Here is a 23,054-nt window from a genome sequence, read left to right as displayed (position 1 = left end):
ACAATTCGTGGGGGTGGAAAATATGAGTTTAATCGAGAAGGCAAAAAGCCACATAATGAGCAGAAGGTCCTTTCTCGGTGCAACGGCAACATTGGCTGCCGGAGCTGCAGCAGCTGTAACCCTGCCGGGCTGCGGGCTGCAAAAAGTGGATTCAAGTGTTGCAGAGTTAGCTGATAAGGAGGGTGAGTGGATTACTGCTGCTTGTTGGCATAATTGTGGAGGACGCTGTTTAAACAAGGCTTATGTTGCGGATGGAGTTGTCGTTCGTCAAAAGACGGACGATACCCATGAGGACAGTCCGGATTACCCTCAACAAAGAGGATGTGCACGCGGTCGTTCTCATCGCAAGATGGTACTGGGCGCCGATCGCCTCAAATATCCGATGAAACGGAAAAATTGGGAACCGGGAGGCGGCAAAAAAGAACTTCGCGGAAAAGATGAGTGGGTGCGTATCTCTTGGGACGAAGCCCTGGATATCGTTGCTAGTGAGATTAAACGAATTAAAGAAAAATATGGTAATGCCAGTTTCTTTTTACCCCCTGGCGGTTCAGGAGGGGACATGGAACCTATTCGGCTCATGAGTGCCTATGGCGGCTGTACAACTCGTTGGGGAGATGTTTCTTGGGGAGCCTGGCCTGTAGTATGGCAAAAGGTCACGGGCATCACAACCGATAATGGATCGATGGCCGGCAACGATCGCTTCAGATTGCGCGATTCAAAACTGATTTTTCTTTGGGGTGCAAACCCTGCTCAGTCCAGTCAGGGAACGCCAACGTTTAATTATCTACAGGCCAAAAAGGCAGGAGCCAAATTTATTTTGATTGATCCTGTCCATTCTGAAACAGCGAGAGTTATGGCAGATGAATGGATACCGATTCACCCGGCTACTGATACAACATTAGTTCTGGGGATGGCCCATCATATTTTAACGAATAATTTACTGGATATAGACTTTTTGGATACTTATTGTGTGGGCTTTGATGCAGATCATATGCCGGATGGGGCAGATCCCAAGGATAACTTTAAAGATTATGTTTTGGGTACTTTTGATGGAACCCCGAAAACACCGGAGTGGGCAGCCAAGATTTGTGGTGTAAGTGCGGATAAGATCCGTCAACTTGCTCAGGAATATGCAACGACAAAACCTGCAGCTATTATTACTGGTGGAGCACCCGCCCGCATAAACAATGGAGAGCATTTTCCCCATGCGATAATGACCCTTGCCTTTATGACAGGTAATGTTGGCAAACCTGGTGCAGGAGTTAGCCCTAATATGCACAATCGGGCAACAAATGCCGGACCGGTGTTAGTACAACCTGGGGCCAGCGGCTTGCCTGCGATTCCCAATCCTCTAGCGAAAAGTAAAATTAATAGTGGTGAAATGTGGAACGCCGTTTTCACAGGTAAATATACTGCAAGTAAAGGTGTCCAGAAAAATATCAATATCCAAATGGTTTGGAATTGGTTTGGGAATACCTTGAACCAGAGAGCGGGGACCACACGGGGTATTGAGGCACACCGTAAAGTTGAATTCGTCCTTGCGCAAAACCTATTCTTATCGACGGACGCCCGGTATTCAGATGTTGTTTTACCGGTTACCTCGCAGTGGGAGCGTCTGGGGGGATTGCTTACCGGGAATCGTGAAATTCTTATTTATTTTCGTCAAATCATGAAGCCGCTTTTTGAAGCCAAAAGTGATATGTGGATTGCAACGGAATTGGCTAAAAGGCTGGGGATTAATCCAACGAAGGCGATCAACCCGTTGTCTGAAGCGCAAATGCTGTATAACCAGATAGCTGGCGCTAAGGTGATGAAGGCAGACGGAACGGGTTATGAAAAGTTAGTCACCTTGACGGCGGAAGATATCAAGGAATTGGGAGCGAAAGGAACCCCGCAAACGGGACGCATCTCCTATAAGGAGTTCAAAGAAAAGGGGATTTATCAAATTCCGAGGTCTCGCGGCGACAAATTGGAATTTACAAGTTTTGAGGACTTTATTGGCGATCCGGTTGGCAAGAAATTAGCAACTCCAAGCGGAAAATTTGAGATTTATTGTGACTCTCTCGCTAAGGCCATTGAAAAAGTAGGTTTTACGACGAAATCACCTTTACCTAAGTACGAACCTTCGCGTGAGGGCTATGAAGATGGTGCTAAGAACGGTTATCCTTTCCAAGTCATTACTCTTCATTACTATCGGAGGTCTCATTCGACCTTAGATAATGTACTCTGGCTGCGGGAAGCCTTTCCTCAGGAACTGAGAATCAATGCCAGTGACGCTCAAAAACTAGGAATTAAAAATAATGATATTGTCAAAGTAACCAGCCGTCATGGCTCAGTTATTCGTCAGGCTATGGTCACTGAGCGTATTATGCCAGGTGTCGTTGCGCTTGGCGAAGGTGCCTGGGTGGAAATGGATGAGCAAGCCGGAGTTGATAAAGCCGGCTGTACGGGAATTCTTGACGGACATATCCCAACCGGTCAAGGGCATACTGGCTTTAATTCTTGCAATGTGAAGCTCGAGAAATATAACCAACCTCTCGATCCGGATGTTAAATGGCCTCAACGAATCATTTTCTAAGGAAGTGAAAAATAATGGCGCAACTCGGGTTTTATTATGATATGACAATTTGCTCTGGCTGCAAGGTTTGTCAGATTGCTTGTAAAGATAAAAATGATCTCGATGCCGGAATTTTTTTCCGCAAGGTTTACAATTTTGAAGGCGGCAAATACCCGAATCCTTGGGAATATAACCTTTCAATTGCTTGTAACCATTGTGCTCAGCCTAAGTGTACCCAGAACTGTCCGACCGGAGCTCTGTATAAGAGAGAGAAGGACGGCATTGTTATGCACGACCGCGATAAATGTATCGGTTGTAAACTCTGTACATGGTCTTGCCCGTATGGAGAACCACAGTATATAGAGAAGTTGGGTAAGGTGGGTAAGTGCACTTTTTGCGCTGACCTCATTGATAAGGGCCAAAACCCTGCTTGTGTCGATGCTTGCCAGATGAGAGCTTTGCAATTCGGCGATATTGAGGAACTGCGAAAAAAATACGGAAATAATGCGGATATTAAACCCTTGCCTGACTCTGGTATAACCCATCCATCGTTAACCATTAAGGCGAATAAAGAAGCGATGAAATAGCGAAGAACTAAAAATTATGGAAGGAGGCCTATTTCATGTTTGCTCAAGAATGGCCTTTGATGATGTTTACGCTCGTTAGCCAATTGGCCATTGGAAGTTTTCTGATGTTAATGGTGGTTCGCTCTTTATTATTGAAGCAAAATCCTCAAGAGGCAGCAAAATTAACCCAGCCAGGCTTCAAAGCGGTTGTGGGAATTATGGTCGTTGCCCTTGTCCTTTCTCTCTTCCACTTAGGAACACCAACAGGAGCCTATCGCTCTATTCTTAACTTGAAAACATCCTGGCTTAGTCGTGAAATTTTAACTGCCGGAGGGTTTCTTGTTTTATCCTTTATCAGTTATCAAGCCTTTCAAAAGGAGAAGGCGAGCAGTGCTTTAGGATGGATTACTTCACTGGTTGGCTTGGCAGCTGTTTTGAGTATGTCGAATATTTATAGCCATTCGGTCCGTCCAGCTTGGATGAATGCTGATACGTATGTTGCCTTTTTTGGAGCTACGTTGGCTTTGGGAAGTGCAGGATGTGTTGCCTTAGTTATATATGGAGGAAAAGGGATGCAACTTTCCGAAAAAGTCGCAGCACATTTAAAGAAAATCAGCTTAATAACCGGGGCTGCGGTTATTCTCCCTCTGATATATCTGCCAGTTTTTATTCGCAGCCTTGACAGCGGTGATATGGCCTCAGTGGCCTCAGCCCAGCTTCTTACGGGAAGCTATCTATTCCCCTTAATTCTAAGAGGGCTTATATCTCTTGTTGGAGCAGGTTTGCTTTACTATGCATTAAAACAAACTAGGAATAAGGTACCCATCCAGAAATGGGTTTACGGTTCACTGGCTCTGATCGCAGTCGGAGAATTTGTAGGCCGCTATGTATTTTACGGATCCGCAGTATCAATAATGATTGGCTTAAAGTGATGAGATGCTAATCATTAAATATCGGTGTTCTCACTCCACTCCACTATACTAGTGAAGTGAGAACGCCTTTGGCTTTTTGCACTCATGTTTGATTTTTAGAGATAAGTTTTTACCTATCCCCTTTTGAAGACACTACGGGTTTCTGGTTGCTTAAGTGTAAATTTAGGAGCTGTTTTAATTAGAAGATAAGAGTGTCCAGCTAACAACTGAGTATCAGCTAAGCTTTCATAAATGGCATGATCTTATGTATCAAGAAAGGTAAAGAAATGCTTATTAATCTCTATAATGAACAAGATGTAATTATTAAGAATTCAAGTCTGCTTCGTTATGCACAGATCTATCGCGATATCTACAAAAGATTTCTGACTCAAATTACTGCCTCTGGTGTTAAATTAGGCTCTAATCAAGAAAAAGAGATAAGTCATAAAATCGAACGATTGCGAGATTTGGGTGTAGTCTTCCGTAACGATGATAAAAGCCTTTTCCTTAATTGGTTGTCACCTGCTTGTGAGAATTGTAAGACTGGAGTGGGATCGACAACCCTGTTTTTTTCTCTTCAGTGCCCGCGTCAATGCTATTTTTGTTTTAATCCTAACCAAGAGGGATATGAATATTATCGTCAGAATCTGAGAAACTGTGTCCAAGAATTACAGGAAATTCACCAACAAGGAATAAAAATTTCACACTTAGCTTTATCCGGGGGAGAACCACTGCTTTATCCAGTCGAAGTCGTCAACTTTTTCCAAACAGCGCTAGAATTATTTCCTAAGGTCTATACGCGACTCTACACAGCTGGGGATCTTCTCAATCCGGATTTATTAGGAGTACTTCGAGAAAATGGACTGAATGAAATTCGCTTTAGTCTTAAGCTGGAAGATCCTGAAGAAGTACGCAGCCGGGTTCTCGATTATATCGCATTAGCTAAATCGTATATTCCTGTTGTCATGGTTGAGATGCCGATAATTCCGGGAACTTTAGAGGAAATGAAAAAATTATTATCTCGCTTAAATGATCTGGACATTAACGGTATTAATTTATTGGAGTTTTGCTATCCTTTCTATAATGCTGGGGAATTTCGCAGCAGAGGATTTGAAATTAAAAATCCACCTTTTAATGTGCTGTACGATTATTGGTATGCCGGAGGTCTGCCGATAGATAGAAGTGAATTAGAATGTCTTGATCTGCTGGAATATGCGGTTGAACAACATCTTAAGTTAGGAGTTCATTACTGTTCGCTTGAAAATAAGCTGACTGGACAAATTTATCAACAAAACCTTGGGCAGCGTGTTGAAAGTTATTATTACTTATCGAGAAAAGATCATTATTACAAATCTGCTAAGGTATTCGGTAAAGATATTTTAACTGTCAAACAGGTTTTAGATAGAAATCACATTAAAACTTATAATCTTAGCAAATGCTATGACTTTTTGGAGTTCAATGTAAAAGACATCGATTTTCTTAAAGGTATTGATATAGAGGTAGTTATTTCCTCAAATGTTATGGAAGAACGTAATGATGGCAAATATTTGCGGGAACTCAAATTAGATTTAATTTATCCTAGTGATTTTCGGTGGCAAAACGAATTATAAAGGTAATATTGCAAGAAGGGATATCAAGAGACATTGCCTTATACTGAGCAACTTGTCGAACTCTATTGTATAGTGTAGAATGTTGTAATATGAGTAGTCAACCTCCTAAATGCTGTATGGAATCTATTCATCATTCTTTACCTAGGTTGCTAGTTGAGGTGTCATCGTTATGTTCGACAAAAGCCCTGAAATGCAGGAGAAAATTAGAAAATTAGCCGTAAAAATAGTGAAACACTATAGAGGAAAGGGCCCCGAGTATGTTATAGTAAGAATAGACGATGAATTGATAACTATAACTATTAAGGGGATTCTTTCAAATCTATCTGAAATCTTAGTCGAACAGGGCGACGTTGATCGGGTCAAAGAATATTGGAAAACCTTGAGGCCTTATCTGGAAAATCAATTTGCAGAAGAAGTTTATGAATTAATAGGCAGGAATTTTGAATATACTTGGCAAATTAATAACCTGGAAAGTTCCGACAGAACGATTGCTTTATTTCTAAAGTTAATAGCCGATGGTTCGATTGAAAAGAAAAAGGTTTGAAATAAAACTTTTTAGCTTTTAAATAAACCAGTACAGTTGCGTTTTAATACGCTTTGTACTGGTTTTTTGTTTTTATTGCTTATACGAATTAACTGTTGCTTTATTCAAGGTCCGAGCGGAAATTATATCTAGCCGGGCTTTGATAACTATCTAAAAGGAGAAGAAAACATGGGGAAAAAAGTATTAACAGTCTGCCCTTATTGTGGTACAGGATGTAAGTTGTATCTTGTTGTTGAGGATGGGCAAGTAATCAGAGCTGAGGCTGCCGATGGCAGAACCAATGAAGGAAACCTATGTCTAAAGGGTTACTATGGATGGGATTTCCTGAATGATCCTCAAATCTTGACCTCAAGGTTAAAAAAACCGCTTATCAAAAAAAATGGGAAATTAGAAGAAGTTTCTTGGCAGGAAGCCATAGGATTTGTTGCAGGGAAGATCACTGAAATTAAAAAGAAATACGGCCCGGATGCTATTATGGGTACCGGTTCAGCGCGAGGAGCCGGAAACGAAGCGAATTATGTCATGCAGAAGTTCATGAGGGCTGTGATTGGCACCAATAACATCGACCACTGCGCCAGAGTTTGACACGCTCCTTCTGTGGCCGGTCTGGCCCAGTCATTAGGTAATGGTGCAATGTCTAATTCTATCCCCGAGATAGAAAATGCAGATTTATTGCTGATATTCGGCTACAACGGGGCGGACTCTCATCCGATTGTTGCCCGGCGAATCATTAAGGCCAAGGAAAAAGGGGCCAAGGTTATTGTCGTGGATCCCAGAATAACTGAATCCGTAAGGATTGCAGATTTGTGGCTTCCCTTAAAAGGAGGTACCAATATGGCTTTAGTTAATGCCTGCGGTAATGTCCTGATTAATGAAGCGCTGTATGACAAGGAATATGTGAGTAAGTATACTGAAGGTCTTGAAGAGTATAAAACTGCGGTGGCTAAATACACTCCTGAATATGCTGAGACAATCACCGGTGTTAAGGCAGATGATATAAGAAAAGCGATGAGAGAATATGCCGGAGCGAAAAACGCTATGATTCTCTATGGAATGGGCGTTTGTCAATTCTCTCAGGCTGTCGACGTTGTCAGGGGATTGGCCTCTCTGGTCCTGCTGACGGGTAATTTGGGCAGGGCGAATGTGGGAATTGGTCCTGTAAGAGGGCAAAATAACGTTCAGGGAACATGTGACATGGGAACGCTTCCTGATGTCTTTCCGGGTTACCAAGCGGTGACGGATGCCAAAGCACGGAGGAAATTTGAAAAGGCCTGGGGAGTAAAATTATCCGGGCGGATCGGCTATAAGCTTACGGAAATTCCTCATTTGGTGCTCCATAAGGATAAGGTTAAAGCGTATTACATCATGGGAGAGGATCCTGTACAGAGTGATCCTAATGCCGGTGAGGTAAGAGAAGTCCTTGATAAGATGGAGCTGGTCATTGTGCAGGATATTTTTATGAACAAGACGGCGCTTCACGCCGATGTTATACTGCCGGCTACCTCCTGGGGAGAACATGAAGGGGTATATTCCTCTGCTGACCGCGGTTTCCAAAGATTCAAAAAAGCAGTGGAACCTAAGGGAGAATGCAAACCTGATTGGCAGATTATATGTGAAATAGCCACGGCCATGGGGTATGAGATGAAGTATAAGGATACCGAAGAAATATGGGACGAGATGAGAGGTCTCTGCCCAAGTTTTGCAGGGGCAAGTTATCAGCGCTTGGATGAATTGGGAAGCATTCAATGGCCATGTCCAACAGAGGAGCATACCGGAACTCCCTATTTATATGAAGGCAATCAATTTTCAACGCCCAATGGAAAAGGACAACTATTTGCCTGTGACTGGAGACCTCCTCTGGAACTGGCAGATGAGGAATTTCCCCTGAGCCTGTCAACGGTACGGGAGGTTGGCCATTACTCTGTCAGAACGATGACGGGAAACTGCCGCGCTCTGCAGCAGCTTGCAGATGAACCCGGATATGTACAACTGAGTGTCGAAGACGCTGAAGAACTTAATATTAAAGATCAGGAGCTGATAAGAATCAGTTCGCGCAGAGGAAGTGTTATGGCCAGGGCTCTTGTAACAGAGAGAGTGAAAAAAGGTGCAACCTATATGACCTATCAGTGGTGGATTGGAGCCTGCAATGAATTGACGAGTGATCATGTTGATCCGATTACCAAAACCCCTGAATTTAAGTATTGCGCTGTTAAAGTGGAACGAATTAAGGACCAAGCATGGGCGGAGCAGCACGTAAGAGACGAATACGATAAATTAAGGAAACAGATGGGTGTAAATACACTCCTTTCAAGGGACAAAGAGTGAACTCGGAACCACTCCCGCTTGGAGAAGTGTGAGTCGTATGATTGGATAAAAGGTTAAAGATGGCAGAGGAAAGGTCGAGGCAAGATGAGCGGAACTTTAAATTCATTTGTAGTGGCAAATCCAACTAAATGCATCGGTTGTAAAGTTTGTGAAATGGTTTGCTTTGCAGTTCATGACAAGAAAGATCAAGTGGCGATGGCTGTGGGAACTATAGCAGCTCCGATCATTCCAAGGTTATACCTGGTCCGGAGTGAAGTCCTTAAGATGCCTATTCAATGCCGGCACTGTGAAGATGCACCCTGTGCGAATTCCTGCCGCATTGGAGCGATTAAGCAGGAGGACAATAGGATTGTAATAGACGAGAATGAATGTATCGGCTGCAAAACATGTCTGCTCGCTTGTCCTTTTGGGGCTATAGATTTATTGCCGCAGTTCAAGGACGGTGAAGCTGTAATTCAGGCCAACCTGAAAGAGGAAGGCGAGTTTGGTCTCGAAGAAAAGGCTAAAACCGTTGCCTATAAGTGTGATTTATGTCAAGAACATGGTGAGCCGGCATGTGTTGCTGCTTGTCCGCAGCAAGCTTTAACTCTGGTAATACCTGCAGAAGAAAAAAAGCGGCGAAACCGTCAGGCCGCTGTAAATCTTCTGGCAGCATTAAAATAGCGGCGTAAACTGTAAGGGATAATTTGCAGCTAAGGGAAGGGAAAAATAACGATGGTCAGCAGAGATTATTTGATTAATATAGATCGGGAATTATGTACAGGGTGCAGACGCTGTGCAGAAGTTTGTCCTGTGAATGCTATTGAAGGGGAAAAGGATGCCCCGCAGTCCATCAATAGGGAACGTTGTGTTTTCTGCGGTCAATGTGTACAGATATGTAGTGTTTATGCTTCAATCTTTGATGAAAGTATAACACCAAGAGCAATTAAACTTAAGGAAAGGAATATGCTGGAAACAGTCAAGGAGCCTCTTTTTGCTGCTTATAATATAGGACATGCTCAACAAGTAAAGGAGGCTTTAGCTTCTTCCGAACTTTATAAAATTGTGCAATGTGCACCGGCTGTGAGAGTTTCCCTGGCAGAAGAATTCGGTTTTCCTTACGGTTCTCTCACGCCCGGTAAGATGGCCGCGGCACTGCGAAGATTAGGCTTTGATCGTGTATATGATACAAATTTTGGAGCTGATTTAACGATTATGGAGGAAGGCAATGAGCTTGTAAAACGGATAGCAGAGGGAGATGGTAAGGATCTTCCGATGTTTACCTCCTGCTGTCCCGCTTGGGTAAAATACGTTGAACAGGAATATCCGGAATTGCTTGCTCATTTATCAAGCTGTAAATCGCCTCAGCAGATGTCCGGGGTTATTTTCAAGACTTATGGGGCCAAGATTGATAATATTAATCCTGCTAAAATCCTGAGCGCTGCAATCATGCCTTGTACCTGCAAACAATTTGAATGTACACGTGAAGAGATGGCTGACAGCGGCTATAGGGATGTGGATGTCGTCTTAACAACAAGGGAGTTAGCACAATTGATCAAGGATAGAGGAATTGACTTTGCCAATCTGCCGGATGAAGCCTTTGATTTACCATTAGGAAACTATTCAGGAGCAGGTGCTATCTTTGGTACAATCGGCGGAGTTATGGAGGCAGCCTTGAGGACCTGTTATGAATTAATGACTAAAAAGCCGGCCCCAAGACTAGAACTGAATTTTGTAAGAGGCGGAGAGGGTATTAGGACTGCAATGATACAGGCGGGTGAGCTGGAACTTAGGGTTGCTGTAGTTTCAGGCTTAAAGAATGCTGCTAAGATCCTTGAAGATGTAAAGGCAGGAAGATGCCAATTCCACTTTATTGAGGTAATGACCTGCCCAGGTGGATGTATCAACGGCGGAGGACAGCCAAAGTTTCTTTTACCGGAGTACAGAGAAGAGGCGACAAAGAGCAGAAAAGCTTCACTTTATGAGCATGATTCCCAGCTGAATATAAGGAAGTCTCATGAAAATCCGGATATCCAAAAACTGTATGTGGAATTCTTGGGAGAACCTTTGGGACATCAATCTCATCATCTATTGCATACGGAATATGTAGCAAGAAAGGGGCAGAACTAATGAATAGCTTTGTTGTTGCAGCTCCCAATAAGTGCATCGGCTGCAGAACCTGTGAAGTAGCCTGTGTTGTGGCGCATTCAAGTAAGAATATGTTTACTTCGACACAACGGGAAATTGAATTTAATCCCAGGCTAAGTGTTATAAAAACCGCAGCTGTAAGCGCTCCTATCCAGTGCAGACATTGTGAAAATGCTCCTTGTGCCAATGCTTGTTCCGAAGGGTGCATTGTGAATACGGAGGGTGTTATTTATATTAATCAGAGGACTTGTATCGGCTGTAAAACCTGTATTGTGGCATGTCCTTTTGGTGCTATAGACATGGTCTCATGCTCTGAAGACGGAGAGAAAAAGCAGCAAACGGGATTAAAATGTGATGACAGCGGCAAGCTCTGCATTAAAGAGAAAATGGTAGCGAACAAATGTGATCTGTGCCTGGGAAGACAAGGTGGACCTGCCTGTATGGAAGTGTGTCCTACAGATGCTTTAAGAATCGTTAATTCCGATGGCATCGCAGGAGCAACAAGAGAGAAGAGACGTCGGAGTGTGAGCGGCTTATCTTGCTACCGGGTGAATTGATCTAGGCGTATTAACACTGGCTCACAGTATAATCAGGGATTATTCCTATCTACAAACTTGAGAATGGGTATTGTCTTTTATGATATTAAGAGACAATACCCTATTTTATGGGGTGAAAAATCGTAAACATTAAAATCAAGGATAATATTGATTGCCCATTGTGCTTTTCTGAAAATTTTGGGCAAGCTATGAAAAATGACTTTTGGAGGGATTAAAAGTGCTGCTTGTATTTTTCTGGTGGTCTTATGCATGACAATACATTTTGGACTAATACAATATGGTACATACTTTTAGGTATCTCTACTATTATAGAATTAATTCTCGCAATGATTAAGGCGAAAAATCGCCGTAAACTGACAATCGCATTCTATCTGACGATAACGGGGATAGCTCTTGCATTTGAAACGATGGTCCTGTTTTTTCTAAAAGCTTATGTCTATTATCCAATGATACTGAAAAATCCCCCACGCCCGTTTGACGACGTACTGGCGGGTAATTTATTTTCTCAATTTTCCGTAGGTGCTTCAGCCTTATTAGTTGTAGTTTTTCATTTAAGATTTTATTGGTTTATTATAATTGGCTTGATATATGGCCTTATTGAGGAATTGTTTTTAAGTTTGGGTATCTATCGCCATAACTGGTATGAAACTTGGATGACTGTCATGGGTATTCCGCTTTTCTTCTGGGTAGTTAAAAAAATGTATGTAAAAGCAATACAGGGTATTGAGCCTGTATTTTATTATGGTTATATCTTTTTGGCTCTTTATACATGTAATGTTTTTACTTTGGTATGGGGCTTATTTATGTTATCTAGACTTCAGGATTTCAACACAACCTTAATTTTAGATCCGGAAGTTAGTCGTCTTTATGGAGCCTTGGGACATTTCTTTTTGTTATCGGGTTCAGTTATGCTGATACATTTTTTGCGACTTAAAGGGATTTGGAAAGCCTTAGTGATAATCTCGCTATATATAATCTATTATATTGGCTGCAAACTGAATATTGTTTTGGTTAAGGAAGGTCGGTTTGTATTGGTCTCAACAATTTCAATTTGTTGGACGTACCTTTCAGTATTAATAATTGACAATTTTTATAGTTGTGTAGCCAAAGATAAACATGTATCAAGAAAGGTATTAAAATAGAACTCAAGGTCTTATATTTTTATGGGTTTGTGGGTTGCTGATAAAAGGGAAAGGGTACCGTTACCTAATAATTTAGGAGACTGTACCCTAATTTATTATGTTTTAGCATCGTGCAGCGATTACGTATTTTTGAACTGAAATTTTCTGCTTATGATATAATAAATGTGGAATTAGACTTCATATAGTTGTAAATGAATGTATATTCAAGTTAAAGGATTTTGATAGGATGACATTAATCTACAGAAGTAAAAAATGTTTAACGAGAATCGCATTGATTCCGTTGGCTTTTATTCTTTTCTTGGCTGTAAATGTGACTGTCTCAAGCGGAACTTCTTCTAATAGTGTCGATCACGAAGGAATTACAAGCAGTCAGTCGATCGTATTAAATCATACTTTTTTAACGGATACATATGGCTGGGAAAAGATTAAGGATACCTATAGCAGAGACAATATCAAGGGTATTGGATCTGGTGGTAGAGTTGATATCCTTTTTTCTTTACCATTACTATGTCTTATTTGGAAAAACAAGAGCAAATTGCTCTGGAGAAGAAACTATACCCTTGTATCGTTGTGCGTTCGTATGGACGAATGAACCCTGCCCAATCATAACAATTTTTCAAGCCGGATATCCCGGCTTTATTTTGGTGTGCGGATTTTTTATGAAAGATTGGGGATAAGGGTATGATCAGTTTGGAAATACGAGATGTATGGAAACATTATCAAACTAGGATTGGCAAACAAATTACGATATTAAAAGGTCTAAATTTGCGGGTAGAACAAGGAGAAATGGTTGCTGTCATGGGACCGTCGGGAAGCGGCAAGACAACCCTCTTAAATATTATCAGCGGTGTGGACTGTTCTGATCAGGGAAGTGTTTGGATTGACGGTCAGTATCTGGCAGAGATGAATAAAGCGGAAATAGCCTTATTCCGCAGGAGAAGCTTAGGAATGGTCTTTCAGGACTTCAATTTGATTGAAAGCCTTTCCGTGAAAGAAAACGTCCTGCTGCCGATGATCCTGGAGAAAAAGCCGGCGGAGGAACAGGAAGAACAAGTGAAAAAAATCCTCAAGATTCTTGGCATCGAAGATATTCAGGACCAAAGTATTACGGAAATATCCGGCGGAGAGAGACAGCGGACAGCTATTGGCAGGGCGCTTATCAATAATCCTGCTCTTATTTTGGCTGATGAACCGACGGGAAACCTGGACTCTAAGTCCACCCGGGAAGTGATGGACTATTTTCTTCGGGTTAATCATGAATTTGGCTCGAGTCTTTTAATGGTCACTCATGACACCTTTGCTGCCAGCCATTGCCACAGGACGGTTTTGTTAAAAGACGGTGAATTTGTGGCCGAAGAACAGCGGAAAGGCAGCCGCAGGGAATTTCTTGATTCCCTGACAGAAATGCTTACCTTGATAGGAGGTGAGCAGGATGACATTTTTTGATATTTCCAGGAAAATGTTAATGGCCAACTTTCGGCGTTACCGGCTGTATTTTTTATGCAATGTTTTTTCTATTGTCCTGTTTTATAGCTTTGCCGCCATTTTTACCAATCAGGCGTTTATGAATCCTAAAAACGTAAACAGCTATATTTCCAGCAATATTTATGCCCCAAGCCTATTTGTCGGCATTTTTTTCGTTCTCTTTATCCCCTATTCCTACCGGCAATTTATGAAGCTCCGCCAACATGACTATGGCATTTTAATGACCATGGGAATGAGTGAAACGGAAGTTTTAACCAATATGCTCTTGGAGCAGTGCCTGATTGCTGGGATATCGCTGCTCGCCGGGCTGCTCCTGGGCACGTTGATAGCCTTTGCCTTTTATTTCGTAATTCAACACGTGATTGGGGTATCCGGATTGCATTGGTATTTTAACGTCGAGTCTTATAAATGGACGGCTTTGCTCTATGGCCTGACGATCCTTTTCACCCTGATAATGAGTGTCATAGGATTCAAAAAGATGGAACTTATCGATCTGATCAAAGATAAATTTCGCGGCGAAAGGAAAAGAAAATCAAGCAGGGGACGATTTATCTTTGGCGTGATCTTAGTCTCCGTTTCTGTTCCGATGATGCTAATTGGTTATGTTCATGCTAATTCAGTGCTTTGGTTGGAAATTAGTTTTGGCGTTATCTTGGCAGGCTCCGGTTTCATTTTGGCCCAGGTGGAGGCGTTGGATAACGTTTGGGCTAAAGTATTTCCGGGGTTTCGGGAGCACCATTTTCTCGGGATCGCTTTTAACAGGCAGCATGCCGGGTCAAGAAGCAGGATTGGCATCATAGCTGCCTGGCTGCTTGGATTTTGTATTTTTTTTGCCGGATCGACCGGGATTATGTATCCGGCTCTTACCAAGGATGCTGTCAGCAATTCACCCTATGATTTGGTGTATTCTCAGATTTTCGGCAAAAACCAGGTGGCTGACAGTAATATCGTTAACCTATTGGCGCAAAATGGGGTAACAGTTCAAAGGGTCAAGCAGGTGGATTATTTGCGAAACGGAGTCTATAATTTGCTTCCGCTTTCCGAAGTAAATAAGGAATTTTGCACCAGTTATCAAATTCCCAAAGGTGAGTTCTTGACGGTTTTCCAGTTTGACTTTCAGGACGGATACCAACATGATCTGACTTCACCGTCAACGGTCGGTTTTGATTGTGGCAAGGAGACAATGGAATTAAAGTCCGCAGGAAGTGACGTGCGTATCTTATTCAACCGAAATCCGACCTTGGCTGATCGTACTTTGGTTTTGAATGATGCTGATTTCCAGAAAATAGCCGCGCATAGTTCTGACTATTCGGCAGGGATTATTAAATTGTACTCTTTTAAGCAGTGGCAGAATTCGGGAAAAGGAATTGCTGCTGTCCAGAACTATTTATTAAAAAAGAATCGAGTTGACCAGCCGGTACAGCAACATTATTACCGGGCAACATCCAGGATTGAATCCTACACCTTGGCCCAACAGTCGGCAGAATTTTTGCTGTTTGTGATGTTCTTTGTTGAGGTTTTATTTTGTGCTGCCGCCAATATCATGATTCATTTTAAGATAATGGCTGAAGGGGAAGAAGAGCAGAGACTATTGTCCGGTCTCTGCCGGCTGGGCGTAACTGCAGAGGAGATGCTGGCAATGATACGTCATAAAAACACCTATTACTTCATGCCTCAGGTAATCGCCGGTCTGTTTATGGGGAGTTTTTATGGCTACGCAGTCAATGAATTTTATGGCTATGGATGGCAGGCTGCCGGTTACAGTCTGGTTATTGGATTAGGCTTAGCGGCGCTTCAATTCGTTATTGTGCTGAGATATTCCAAAAGAGAACTGCTGGGTTTTGGCCTATAAGCTTATGTTTAAAGAAATCAACGGTAGGAAAATTAGTGAAAGCTACAAATTAAAGATTTTATTTTCTCTGTCAGATTTAGAACTTAAATAACTAAAGCAACCGAGTTTTAACTAGACTTCGGTTGCTTTTCTCGTTTCTCAATCTTTATACAATCTTTAAAATTGGATGGTATAGTTTATCCATAAGATGCTTATTCATATAAAAGCCGCGCTCGATTCATGACCAAGGAGGGGAAATGATGGAAACTCAATGGCTAATTATCAGTTTTTCCATATTCGTGGGTTATCTTGTTATAAGAAACCGTTTGCCTAGAGATGAGTATCCGGTTCAACGGATGATCGACACTATTGAAAACAGTCTAATTATTGCACTTGTAATATGGAAATTTAGCTTGATTCTTTTCGAACCGATAACTGTTATCACCAACCCTCTAGCTTTACTCTATTTTTCGGGAGGGGAGCATGGATTCTGGTTGGCGGTGGCAATTGCGAGCATCTATATTGCTTTTCGTGCGCAGAAGGAACACGATTCAATTTGGGTTTACGGGGATTTATTAAGTATAGGTTTTTTGGCTGCTACAGCAATGTATGCTTTGCTGGATTTGGTTTTGCTTAGACAAATGGCACGGGTTCATGGGAGCGAACTTGTCATTTCTTTACTTATTCTTTTGCTAATATTTCGGAGGAGCAGGACAATCGGCAAACCTGAGCAGCTAAATCAGGGTCTATTATGGTTTAGTCTGGGGCAAGTGTTTATTCAATTTTTGAACCCGCTCAACCATAATTATTGGCGGGGGTTTTCTCAAGAGCAAATTCTCTATTTAAGCGTCGCTATACTTTGTCTTAGTATTGATTGGGTTGTTGAGAGAAAAAGGCCTTCTTTAAACTAGATGATTATTAAGGGACGATCTTTGTAAAGTGTAGTTATTGTAGAGTATAGTTATTTTAAAGAAATACAATTGATCTTAATGACTCAGTAACTTATCTTAGGATTAGAAAATGTTACTTCATATAAATACCAGCATGGGGGTGAAGTTCTGTGGAGAATGTTTCAGTGCTATTTGCTTTTACGGCAGGGATGTTATCGTTTTTATCGCCCTGTGTATTTCCGCTGATTCCAGCTTATGTCGCTAATCTTACCGGTTCAACACTTGGAAATAATAAGATAGAGGTATCCAAGGGATTGTTGCTGGCCCGTTCGCTCAGTTTTATTCTGGGATTTAGTATAATCTTTGTGATGATGGGGGCTTCAGCCAGCGCCCTGGGACAGATCTTCAGCCATAACCGGGATATTATTCAAAAAATAAGCGGACTCCTGATTATCATCTTTGGATTGCAAATGGCGGGAATCCTAAAGCTGCGTTTTCTGATGAGGGAAAAACGCTGGGAAGCTAAACAAACAGGAGAAAGAAATATTTGGCGTTCTTTTATTTTGGGTATGTCATTTGGAGCTGGTTGGACCCCTTGTGTTGGTTTAGCCTTATCTTCGATTCTCCTTTTGGCTGGATCTGCCAAGACCGTTTATAGTGGGATGATGATGCTTTTTGTTTATTCGTTGGGTTTAGGCATTCCCTTTCTGGCGATTTCAGTGATTATTACATATTCTTTACGGCTGGTAAAAAAAGTTAATCGGAGTTTAGGTCTGCTTTCCATAATTAACGGCTGGATTCTCATTGGTATGGGTCTATTGTTATATACAGATCAGCTGCAAAAGATTAGTGCCTGGCTGACAGCTTTAGCTTTTTTACCTATTATTTTACCTATTAGTTGAAAGGAAGATTGAGCAATGAAAAAATATTTAGCGATTGTAGTTTTGATTGGATTAGTGATTTGGGGGATGTATGATGTGGGGGGGAATAAGAGTAAGAGTCCGGATTCACCAGCGGCCAATTCAGCCAGTGTACAGAACTCAAAGCCTGCTTCAACTTCTGCGGGAGCGTCAACAAATACAGATCAAGGACAGTCGTTGACTGTCGGCCTGGAAAATGGGAACCTGGCACCGGATTTTGAACTGCAGAGTGTCAATGGAGAAACCGTGAAACTCTCCAGCTTGAGAGGAAAGAAGGTCATTGTCAACTTCTGGGCAAGTTGGTGTCCCCCCTGCCGCTTGGAGATGCCGGAAATGGAAAACTATTATGCCAAGAATAAAAATACGGGGGTTGAAATTCTGGCCGTCAATTTAACTACAGCAGAAAAGAGTCAGGCAGAGGTTACCACATTTATGAAGGCAGATGGTATTACATTCCCGGTACTACTGGATAAAAGCGGAGATGCTGCTCGGTTATATAATATATCGTCAATTCCTGCCAGCTTTATCCTGGATTCTCAGGGGATAATCCGTGATAAAATTGTTGGACCTATGACCAATGAGTCTATGCAAGAAATGTTGGGTACCATAAAATAAGGCAGTCGTTTTTAGGCTGTGAAGATGGATATGTGGTTAAGATTTATTGCTGAACGGATGGAGGCGTGTTCATGACACCAAAGGGGAAATCTGTACTCATTGTCGAAGACGATGCTAAAATCCGCCAACTGGTCAAAGTATACTTGGAAAGAGAAGGGTATGAAGCCTTGGAAGCAGAAAATGGAGAAGAGGCTTTGAAAATATTTAAACAATTTGATCCCTGTATGCTGATTCTCGATCTTATGTTGCCCAAGTTGAGCGGAGAAGAAGTTTGTACAATGATCCGAACAGACTTGAGAAGCACTGTGCCAATTATTATGTTAACAGCCAAAGTTGAAGAGGCTGAACGTATTCAGGGCTTAAAAATGGGCGCGGATGATTATGTCACAAAGCCCTTCAGCCCACAAGAATTGGTGACAAGAGTCGAGGTCGTTTTGCGGCGAACCGCTCAGAACTGCAGGAAAGTAACTTACAGAGGACTTACTCTAAAACCGTTAAAGGGAGAAATCCATTACAAGGGAGAATCCCTTGTTTTGACGCACCATGAATTTCGCTTATTGTATTTTCTTATGAGTCATCCCGACCAGATCTTAACCAGAGAACAAATTGTCGACGAACTTTATCCTCATCAGGAAAAAATCGTTACAGAAAGAACGGTCGATGTGCATGTCGGCAAATTGCGAGAAAAACTCAGATATGATGGTAACCATGAAATCATTGAAACGGTCAGGGGAATGGGGTATCGTTTTGTTGCCTACTAAGGGCTTGTTTTTTTGGCGAAGGAGTTTTCTGCTTAAGTTAATTCTGATTAATTTGCTTGTAATTGCTATTGTTATTTGGCTGGCAGGCGTTTCTGTAAAGGATTTTGCCTGTTTGCTGACTAAGCAATATCAAGTTATGGGCGGAGCATCAGGTAGTTTGTTTGACCAGACTATGCAATTTTATTTAATCCGGGCAATTATTTTGGCAGTTATCGTCGCTTGTATCCTTTACTATTTTCTGGTGCGAAAGTTAATCTTACCATTACAGAACTTGGGAGTATGTGCTCAAAAGATGGCCAGAGGGGAGTTTTATCCTTGTCAAGAGATTTCGGCGGATGATGAAATAGGCCGTCTTATTTCTGATTTTAATCATTTAGCCGTCAAGCTGCAGCAGACAGAGGAACTTCGAAAGAAAATGGTGAGTGACATAGCTCATGAACTGAGGACGCCTCTTACTAACCTGACAGGATATCTGGAAGCCTTAGACACCGGTGTGATTCAGGGAAACCAGGAACTATACCATTCATTGCATGAGGAAGCACTGCATTTGACCGGCTTGGTGGAAGAACTTCATCAATTAAATATTTGGGAATCCAAAAGACTGGGCTGGAATGAACTGCAGATAATTCCTGTAGAAGATGTAATTGCCTCTGCGTTAAAAAGTTTTGAACTTGAATTGGATCATCGGCAAATAAAAGTAGAAGCGAATATCCAAGCTGCCAATATTTTAGGAAATAAAGAGGGCCTTAAACAGGTTATCGCCAATCTGCTGAAAAATGTTCTGAAATATGATCGGGGCGGCTGGGTGAAAATCGCTGGAAAACCAGTGAACTCTGTTTATAAAGTGGTGGTGACCAATTTGGGTCAACCCATTCCTGAAAACAAAGCGGATCAGGTGTTTGAGCGTTTTTACCGTTTGGACTCCGCACGTAATCGCAAGACAGGAGGAGTGGGCCTTGGGCTGGCGATTGTTAAAGAAATTATTAACCAACACCGGGGAGAGGTCGGATTGATTTCGAGGGAAGATGAACATTCTTTCTGGTTTACAGTTCAATTAGCAAATCAAGAAAAGGAGAAATAGGCGGTTCTAAATTTAAGCAGCGACACATAGTCTTTTTTGGCGGCGAATAGAGACAGCCGATTAGAAAAGGATTATTGTGAAGGAGAGAGAACATTGGATTTAAAATGGTTCAGAGTGCCAAGAGATGTAGTGTTCGGTGCAGGTACCTTAGAGTACCTAAAGCAAGTTCAGGGTTCAAAGGCATTTATATGCATGGGCAAAAATTCAATGAGAGCAAATGGAGTACTGGATAAGGTAACAGGATATCTCAAAGAATCAAATATCGACTATACAATCTTTGACGGAGTTGAGGGCGATCCCTCTGTTGAGACTGTTTATCGCGGCGCAGAGAAAATGAAAGAGTTTGCTCCCGATTTAATTCTGGGCTTAGGCGGATGCTCCGCAATTGATGCCGCTAAAGCTATGTGGGTATTTTATGAATATCCCGATAAGAGATTTGAAGATATCAAGGCACCGTTTAGTATTCCACCACTCAGAAATAAGGCCAGATTTGTAGCTATTCCCTCTACCAGCGGTACGGGAACAGAAGTAACCTGCGTAGCAGTAATTACTGAACAGGGCGGGATTAAACATCCTTTGGCTTCCTATGAAATCACTCCGGATATTGCAATCTTAGACCCGGAAATTTGCCTTTCCATGCCCCCTAATGTTACTGCTGATACCGGAGTTGATGCCTTGTCTCATTCACTAGAAGCGTACGTTTCAACTATGGCTAATGACTATACTGATACCTTAGCTCTAGAGTCTATTAAGACAATCTTTGAGTGGCTTCCCAAAGCATTTAGAGATGGATCGGATATCACAGCCAGAACCAAAATGCATATCGCCCAAAACTATGCCGGCATGTCATTTTCCAATGCAATCTTAGGCATAGACCACAGCTTGTCTCATAAAATCTCGACAATTAATACTACCCATGGACGTTGTAATACGATCCTAATGCCCGCTGTAATCCAGTACAATTCTAAGGTTGCCGGTCAGCGCTATGCACAAATCGCCAAATATTTAGGATTACCCGGTTCTTCTAATGAGGCATTGGTCAGTTCATTAGTCGCAGCTATTAAAAATTTAAATACTTCACTTGGAATACCGGCAAGTCTTAAGGAACTAGGTATGGACGAAAATTCTTTCTTGGAAAACGCAGAAACCTATGCTAAGGCCGCTTTGGAAGATCCATGTACTGGAACTAATCCACGTAAGCCTAGCGTCGAAGATTTGATTCAAGTATATAAGGCAGCTTATTACGGTTATGACGTTGTTATTTAGTTCTGAGGTTCGATAAGAATTGCTTAAATTTTTATTAAGTAGTAACTTTTCTTAATGTTTGACCATTTGAGTATTAAGAGTAAAAGAATAATCATTACAATAATTGGAGTTGCTCCTTTTTGATTGCAAAGGTTTAGGCCGGTGAGGGTTAGTAAGTTCCTCAAAAATTGAGTAAGGGTACTGTCACCTATTTGATTTAGTGATAGTACCCTTTTTACCTAAACAGTCCGACAGTTTTCTGCCGGTCTGCTTAGGTTTATCCAATTTTTAAGACCTCCACTTCAATAAGTCTTTTAATGCTACATTTCTGAAGTTGACACTAAGGATTCTGGGTTTATATTTGCCGACTTGGAATCGATGATGGCCGTAAATAAATACGTACCGACACAGGCAATCCATTCAAAATAAATGACATTGGAAACAACACGAATGGCAGGAACCAGCTGCCACAGGACAATGACTAAGACTCCAACTAAGGTAGTAAAGAAAGCTGAATTCTTACGTGCAAGCCCTGGGGCAAAAATAGTAAATAAGAAGACCACAGTGAAGGCTGTTGTCAGGCTAAGACCAACCATGAGGGTTTTTAATATCCCTGCCACATTCATGGCTAAGAAAAAGGTTAAGAGCCCAAGGATGATGACCGATGCTTTAGTGATCAGTGCATATTGTTTTTCGCTGACATTGGGGTTGATAAAACGTTTATAGATATCCTGGGAGAACAAGGTTGCCGAACCAAGCAACAAGCTTCCTGCCGTCGACACATCGGCCGCCCATAATGCTGCAAGAGTAATCCCAGCGAGAAGAGGGTTTAAACTCATAATAATTTTAGGCATCGCTAAAGTAGCACTCATCGAAGGATAGGCAACTCTGGCAGCCATTCCAATAAGCGCGGATAAAAAGCCAATTGGAATCATCAGCATTCCACCGATGACAAAGCCTCGGCGAGCAGTCTTTATATCCTTAGCTCCACAAGAGATTTGGACGATACTTTGGGTTGACATCCCCATGGTAATCATTACAGCAAGCCAGCCAACAATGATACCCCAACCCAGGCCTGCAACCGGATGAAAATAGGGAACACTTTGGGGAAGTTTTAGGGCAATCTGATGGATTCCTCCTTGACTAATTACGGTAAAAATCGCAGCGACTGTAATTCCGATATAGATGAGGAGTACATTTAAAATATTTGCTAACCCTGCAGACCACATTCCGCCAACAAAGGTGATGCCGATAAACACTACGGCACTCATAACCATACCACTTTTCAGGGTGAAGACTGAGGGTAACATGGAGGCAAGAATCGCTCCTCCGGCAAGGTATTGAAGTGAAGTGATGACGAGCTGAATGGTGATTTGGCTCGCTACACTAATAACTCTGCCTTTAGCATCATAAAAGCGCTCAAACATTTCGGGAACTGTAGTAATATTAAGCCTGCGATAATGTCCTGCTGCTACAAATCCCATAATAATAGCACCTAGTCCCCAAGCAACATTGTACCAACCTGCAGCTAACCCCACTGAGTAAGCTTGTTCAGAAACACCAATCGTTGATGCTCCCCCAATGGCGAGACCGGTAATTGATACAGCCACAAGAAGAGTTGTCAACTGACGTCCTGCCAGTAAATAACCGTCCTTCCCCTTTGCGGCAAGTTTACGAGCATAAGCACTAATCGCAAACAAAGCAACGATATAGAGTGCTACAATAATCATGGGCACGTTCATTCCTACCATCCTCCTTTATCTTAGTGAACTCGTTCAGCTTAAGCGGAACATCGGGGCTTTACCATGGGGACTCTACCTCACCTGAAGTTAACGAAGAACCCACCCCCACTTATAGAAGCGGGGGTTTTAAAAACCGGATAAAGTT

20 protein-coding genes are annotated in these 23,054 nt (G+C 42.0%); 19 read left to right on the top strand and 1 reads right to left on the bottom strand.

Annotated elements, in window-relative coordinates; translation table 11 throughout:
* Positions 1-22 precede the first annotated feature (22 nt).
* The 19 genes from B5Y67_RS22815 (at position 23) to B5Y67_RS22725 (ending at position 21,188) form a co-directional block, all read left to right on the top strand.
* A complete protein-coding gene (locus B5Y67_RS22815) occupies positions 23-2,578 on the top strand; it encodes a molybdopterin-dependent oxidoreductase (RefSeq protein ID WP_088228679.1) in 2,556 nt (851 codons plus the stop codon).
* Between the two features lie 14 nt (positions 2,579-2,592).
* On the top strand, positions 2,593-3,144 hold the full coding sequence (locus B5Y67_RS22810; RefSeq protein WP_088228678.1) for a DMSO/selenate family reductase complex B subunit: 552 nt from the start codon (positions 2,593-2,595) through the stop codon (positions 3,142-3,144).
* A gap of 35 nt (positions 3,145-3,179) precedes the next feature.
* A complete protein-coding gene (locus B5Y67_RS22805) occupies positions 3,180-4,055 on the top strand; it encodes a DmsC/YnfH family molybdoenzyme membrane anchor subunit (RefSeq protein ID WP_088228677.1) in 876 nt (291 codons plus the stop codon).
* A 266-nt stretch (positions 4,056-4,321) separates the two neighbouring features.
* Positions 4,322-5,644 (top strand): radical SAM protein, encoded by a 1,323-nt coding sequence (locus B5Y67_RS22800; RefSeq protein WP_088228676.1) that lies wholly within the window; start codon positions 4,322-4,324, stop codon positions 5,642-5,644.
* Positions 5,645-5,813: 169 nt separating this feature from the next.
* On the top strand, positions 5,814-6,188 hold the full coding sequence (locus tag B5Y67_RS22795) for a Na-translocating system protein MpsC family protein (protein WP_088228675.1): 375 nt from the start codon (positions 5,814-5,816) through the stop codon (positions 6,186-6,188).
* A 168-nt stretch (positions 6,189-6,356) separates the two neighbouring features.
* Positions 6,357-8,513, top strand: a complete 2,157-nt coding sequence (gene fdhF, locus B5Y67_RS22790) for a formate dehydrogenase subunit alpha (RefSeq protein ID WP_088228674.1) — start codon at positions 6,357-6,359, stop codon at positions 8,511-8,513.
* Positions 8,514-8,597: 84 nt separating this feature from the next.
* Positions 8,598-9,176 carry a 4Fe-4S dicluster domain-containing protein gene (locus tag B5Y67_RS22785; RefSeq protein ID WP_088228673.1) on the top strand — a complete coding sequence of 193 codons (579 nt, stop codon included), beginning with the start codon at positions 8,598-8,600 and terminating at the stop codon, positions 9,174-9,176.
* Positions 9,177-9,227: 51 nt separating this feature from the next.
* Positions 9,228-10,622, top strand: coding sequence for a [FeFe] hydrogenase, group A (locus tag B5Y67_RS22780; RefSeq protein ID WP_088228672.1), 1,395 nt, complete (start codon positions 9,228-9,230; stop codon positions 10,620-10,622).
* The gene (locus tag B5Y67_RS22775) at positions 10,622-11,197 is read left to right on the top strand and encodes a 4Fe-4S dicluster domain-containing protein (protein ID WP_088228671.1); all 576 of its coding nucleotides are present in this window, start codon (positions 10,622-10,624) and stop codon (positions 11,195-11,197) included. Before B5Y67_RS22780 ends, B5Y67_RS22775 begins: the two co-directional genes overlap by 1 nt.
* 245 nt (positions 11,198-11,442) lie before the next feature.
* On the top strand, positions 11,443-12,339 hold the full coding sequence (locus B5Y67_RS22770) for a hypothetical protein (protein WP_088229053.1): 897 nt from the start codon (positions 11,443-11,445) through the stop codon (positions 12,337-12,339).
* A gap of 226 nt (positions 12,340-12,565) precedes the next feature.
* Complete coding sequence (locus B5Y67_RS22765) at positions 12,566-12,931, top strand: hypothetical protein (protein WP_088228670.1); 366 nt, start codon at positions 12,566-12,568, stop codon at positions 12,929-12,931.
* Between the two features lie 89 nt (positions 12,932-13,020).
* Positions 13,021-13,785 carry an ABC transporter ATP-binding protein gene (locus B5Y67_RS22760; protein ID WP_088228669.1) on the top strand — a complete coding sequence of 255 codons (765 nt, stop codon included), beginning with the start codon at positions 13,021-13,023 and terminating at the stop codon, positions 13,783-13,785.
* Positions 13,772-15,676 carry an FtsX-like permease family protein gene (locus tag B5Y67_RS22755; RefSeq protein WP_088228668.1) on the top strand — a complete coding sequence of 635 codons (1,905 nt, stop codon included), beginning with the start codon at positions 13,772-13,774 and terminating at the stop codon, positions 15,674-15,676. Before B5Y67_RS22760 ends, B5Y67_RS22755 begins: the two co-directional genes overlap by 14 nt.
* A gap of 236 nt (positions 15,677-15,912) precedes the next feature.
* Positions 15,913-16,566, top strand: coding sequence for a hypothetical protein (locus B5Y67_RS22750; protein ID WP_170932780.1), 654 nt, complete (start codon positions 15,913-15,915; stop codon positions 16,564-16,566).
* 149 nt (positions 16,567-16,715) lie between these two features.
* A complete protein-coding gene (locus B5Y67_RS22745) occupies positions 16,716-17,447 on the top strand; it encodes a cytochrome c biogenesis protein CcdA (protein WP_088228666.1) in 732 nt (243 codons plus the stop codon).
* A 15-nt stretch (positions 17,448-17,462) separates the two neighbouring features.
* Entirely contained in the window at positions 17,463-18,080 is a 618-nt protein-coding gene (locus B5Y67_RS22740; RefSeq protein ID WP_088228665.1) for a TlpA disulfide reductase family protein, read from the top strand.
* A gap of 71 nt (positions 18,081-18,151) precedes the next feature.
* Positions 18,152-18,841 carry a response regulator transcription factor gene (locus B5Y67_RS22735; protein WP_088228664.1) on the top strand — a complete coding sequence of 230 codons (690 nt, stop codon included), beginning with the start codon at positions 18,152-18,154 and terminating at the stop codon, positions 18,839-18,841.
* Complete coding sequence (locus B5Y67_RS22730) at positions 18,789-19,922, top strand: ATP-binding protein (protein ID WP_088228663.1); 1,134 nt, start codon at positions 18,789-18,791, stop codon at positions 19,920-19,922. Before B5Y67_RS22735 ends, B5Y67_RS22730 begins: the two co-directional genes overlap by 53 nt.
* Positions 19,923-20,015: 93 nt before the next feature.
* Entirely contained in the window at positions 20,016-21,188 is a 1,173-nt protein-coding gene (locus B5Y67_RS22725; protein WP_088228662.1) for an iron-containing alcohol dehydrogenase, read from the top strand.
* A 299-nt stretch (positions 21,189-21,487) separates the two neighbouring features.
* Here the strand turns inward: B5Y67_RS22725 and B5Y67_RS22720 are convergent, their stop codons facing one another.
* Positions 21,488-22,909, bottom strand: coding sequence for a sodium:solute symporter family protein (locus B5Y67_RS22720; RefSeq protein WP_088228661.1), 1,422 nt, complete (start codon positions 22,907-22,909; stop codon positions 21,488-21,490).
* Positions 22,910-23,054 lie beyond the last annotated feature (145 nt).

The organism is Desulfosporosinus sp. FKB (assembly GCF_002196705.1).
Lineage (GTDB): Bacteria > Bacillota > Desulfitobacteriia > Desulfitobacteriales > Desulfitobacteriaceae > Desulfosporosinus.
The sequence above is the reverse complement of the archived record's forward strand: the minus strand, read 5'-3'. Positions and strand labels throughout refer to the sequence as shown.

Excerpts from the sequence above, each read along its gene's own strand:
- B5Y67_RS22740 (WP_088228665.1), top strand. The coding sequence starts at position 17,463 with ATGAAAAAATATTTAGCGATTGTAGTTTTGATTGGATTAGTGATTTGG.
- B5Y67_RS22765 (WP_088228670.1), top strand. The coding sequence starts at position 12,566 with ATGACATTAATCTACAGAAGTAAAAAATGTTTAACGAGAATCGCATTG.
- B5Y67_RS22780 (WP_088228672.1), top strand. The coding sequence starts at position 9,228 with ATGGTCAGCAGAGATTATTTGATTAATATAGATCGGGAATTATGTACA.
- B5Y67_RS22800 (WP_088228676.1), top strand. The coding sequence starts at position 4,322 with ATGCTTATTAATCTCTATAATGAACAAGATGTAATTATTAAGAATTCA.
- B5Y67_RS22755 (WP_088228668.1), top strand. The coding sequence starts at position 13,772 with ATGACATTTTTTGATATTTCCAGGAAAATGTTAATGGCCAACTTTCGG.
- B5Y67_RS22770 (WP_088229053.1), top strand. The coding sequence starts at position 11,443 with ATGCATGACAATACATTTTGGACTAATACAATATGGTACATACTTTTA.
- B5Y67_RS22810 (WP_088228678.1), top strand. The coding sequence starts at position 2,593 with ATGGCGCAACTCGGGTTTTATTATGATATGACAATTTGCTCTGGCTGC.
- B5Y67_RS22785 (WP_088228673.1), top strand. The coding sequence starts at position 8,598 with ATGAGCGGAACTTTAAATTCATTTGTAGTGGCAAATCCAACTAAATGC.
- B5Y67_RS22805 (WP_088228677.1), top strand. The coding sequence starts at position 3,180 with ATGTTTGCTCAAGAATGGCCTTTGATGATGTTTACGCTCGTTAGCCAA.
- B5Y67_RS22795 (WP_088228675.1), top strand. The coding sequence starts at position 5,814 with ATGTTCGACAAAAGCCCTGAAATGCAGGAGAAAATTAGAAAATTAGCC.
- B5Y67_RS22735 (WP_088228664.1), top strand. The coding sequence starts at position 18,152 with ATGACACCAAAGGGGAAATCTGTACTCATTGTCGAAGACGATGCTAAA.
- B5Y67_RS22775 (WP_088228671.1), top strand. The coding sequence starts at position 10,622 with ATGAATAGCTTTGTTGTTGCAGCTCCCAATAAGTGCATCGGCTGCAGA.
- B5Y67_RS22760 (WP_088228669.1), top strand. The coding sequence starts at position 13,021 with ATGATCAGTTTGGAAATACGAGATGTATGGAAACATTATCAAACTAGG.
- B5Y67_RS22720 (WP_088228661.1), bottom strand. The coding sequence starts at position 22,909 with ATGAACGTGCCCATGATTATTGTAGCACTCTATATCGTTGCTTTGTTT.
- B5Y67_RS22730 (WP_088228663.1), top strand. The coding sequence starts at position 18,789 with ATGAAATCATTGAAACGGTCAGGGGAATGGGGTATCGTTTTGTTGCCT.
- B5Y67_RS22750 (WP_170932780.1), top strand. The coding sequence starts at position 15,913 with ATGATGGAAACTCAATGGCTAATTATCAGTTTTTCCATATTCGTGGGT.
- B5Y67_RS22815 (WP_088228679.1), top strand. The coding sequence starts at position 23 with ATGAGTTTAATCGAGAAGGCAAAAAGCCACATAATGAGCAGAAGGTCC.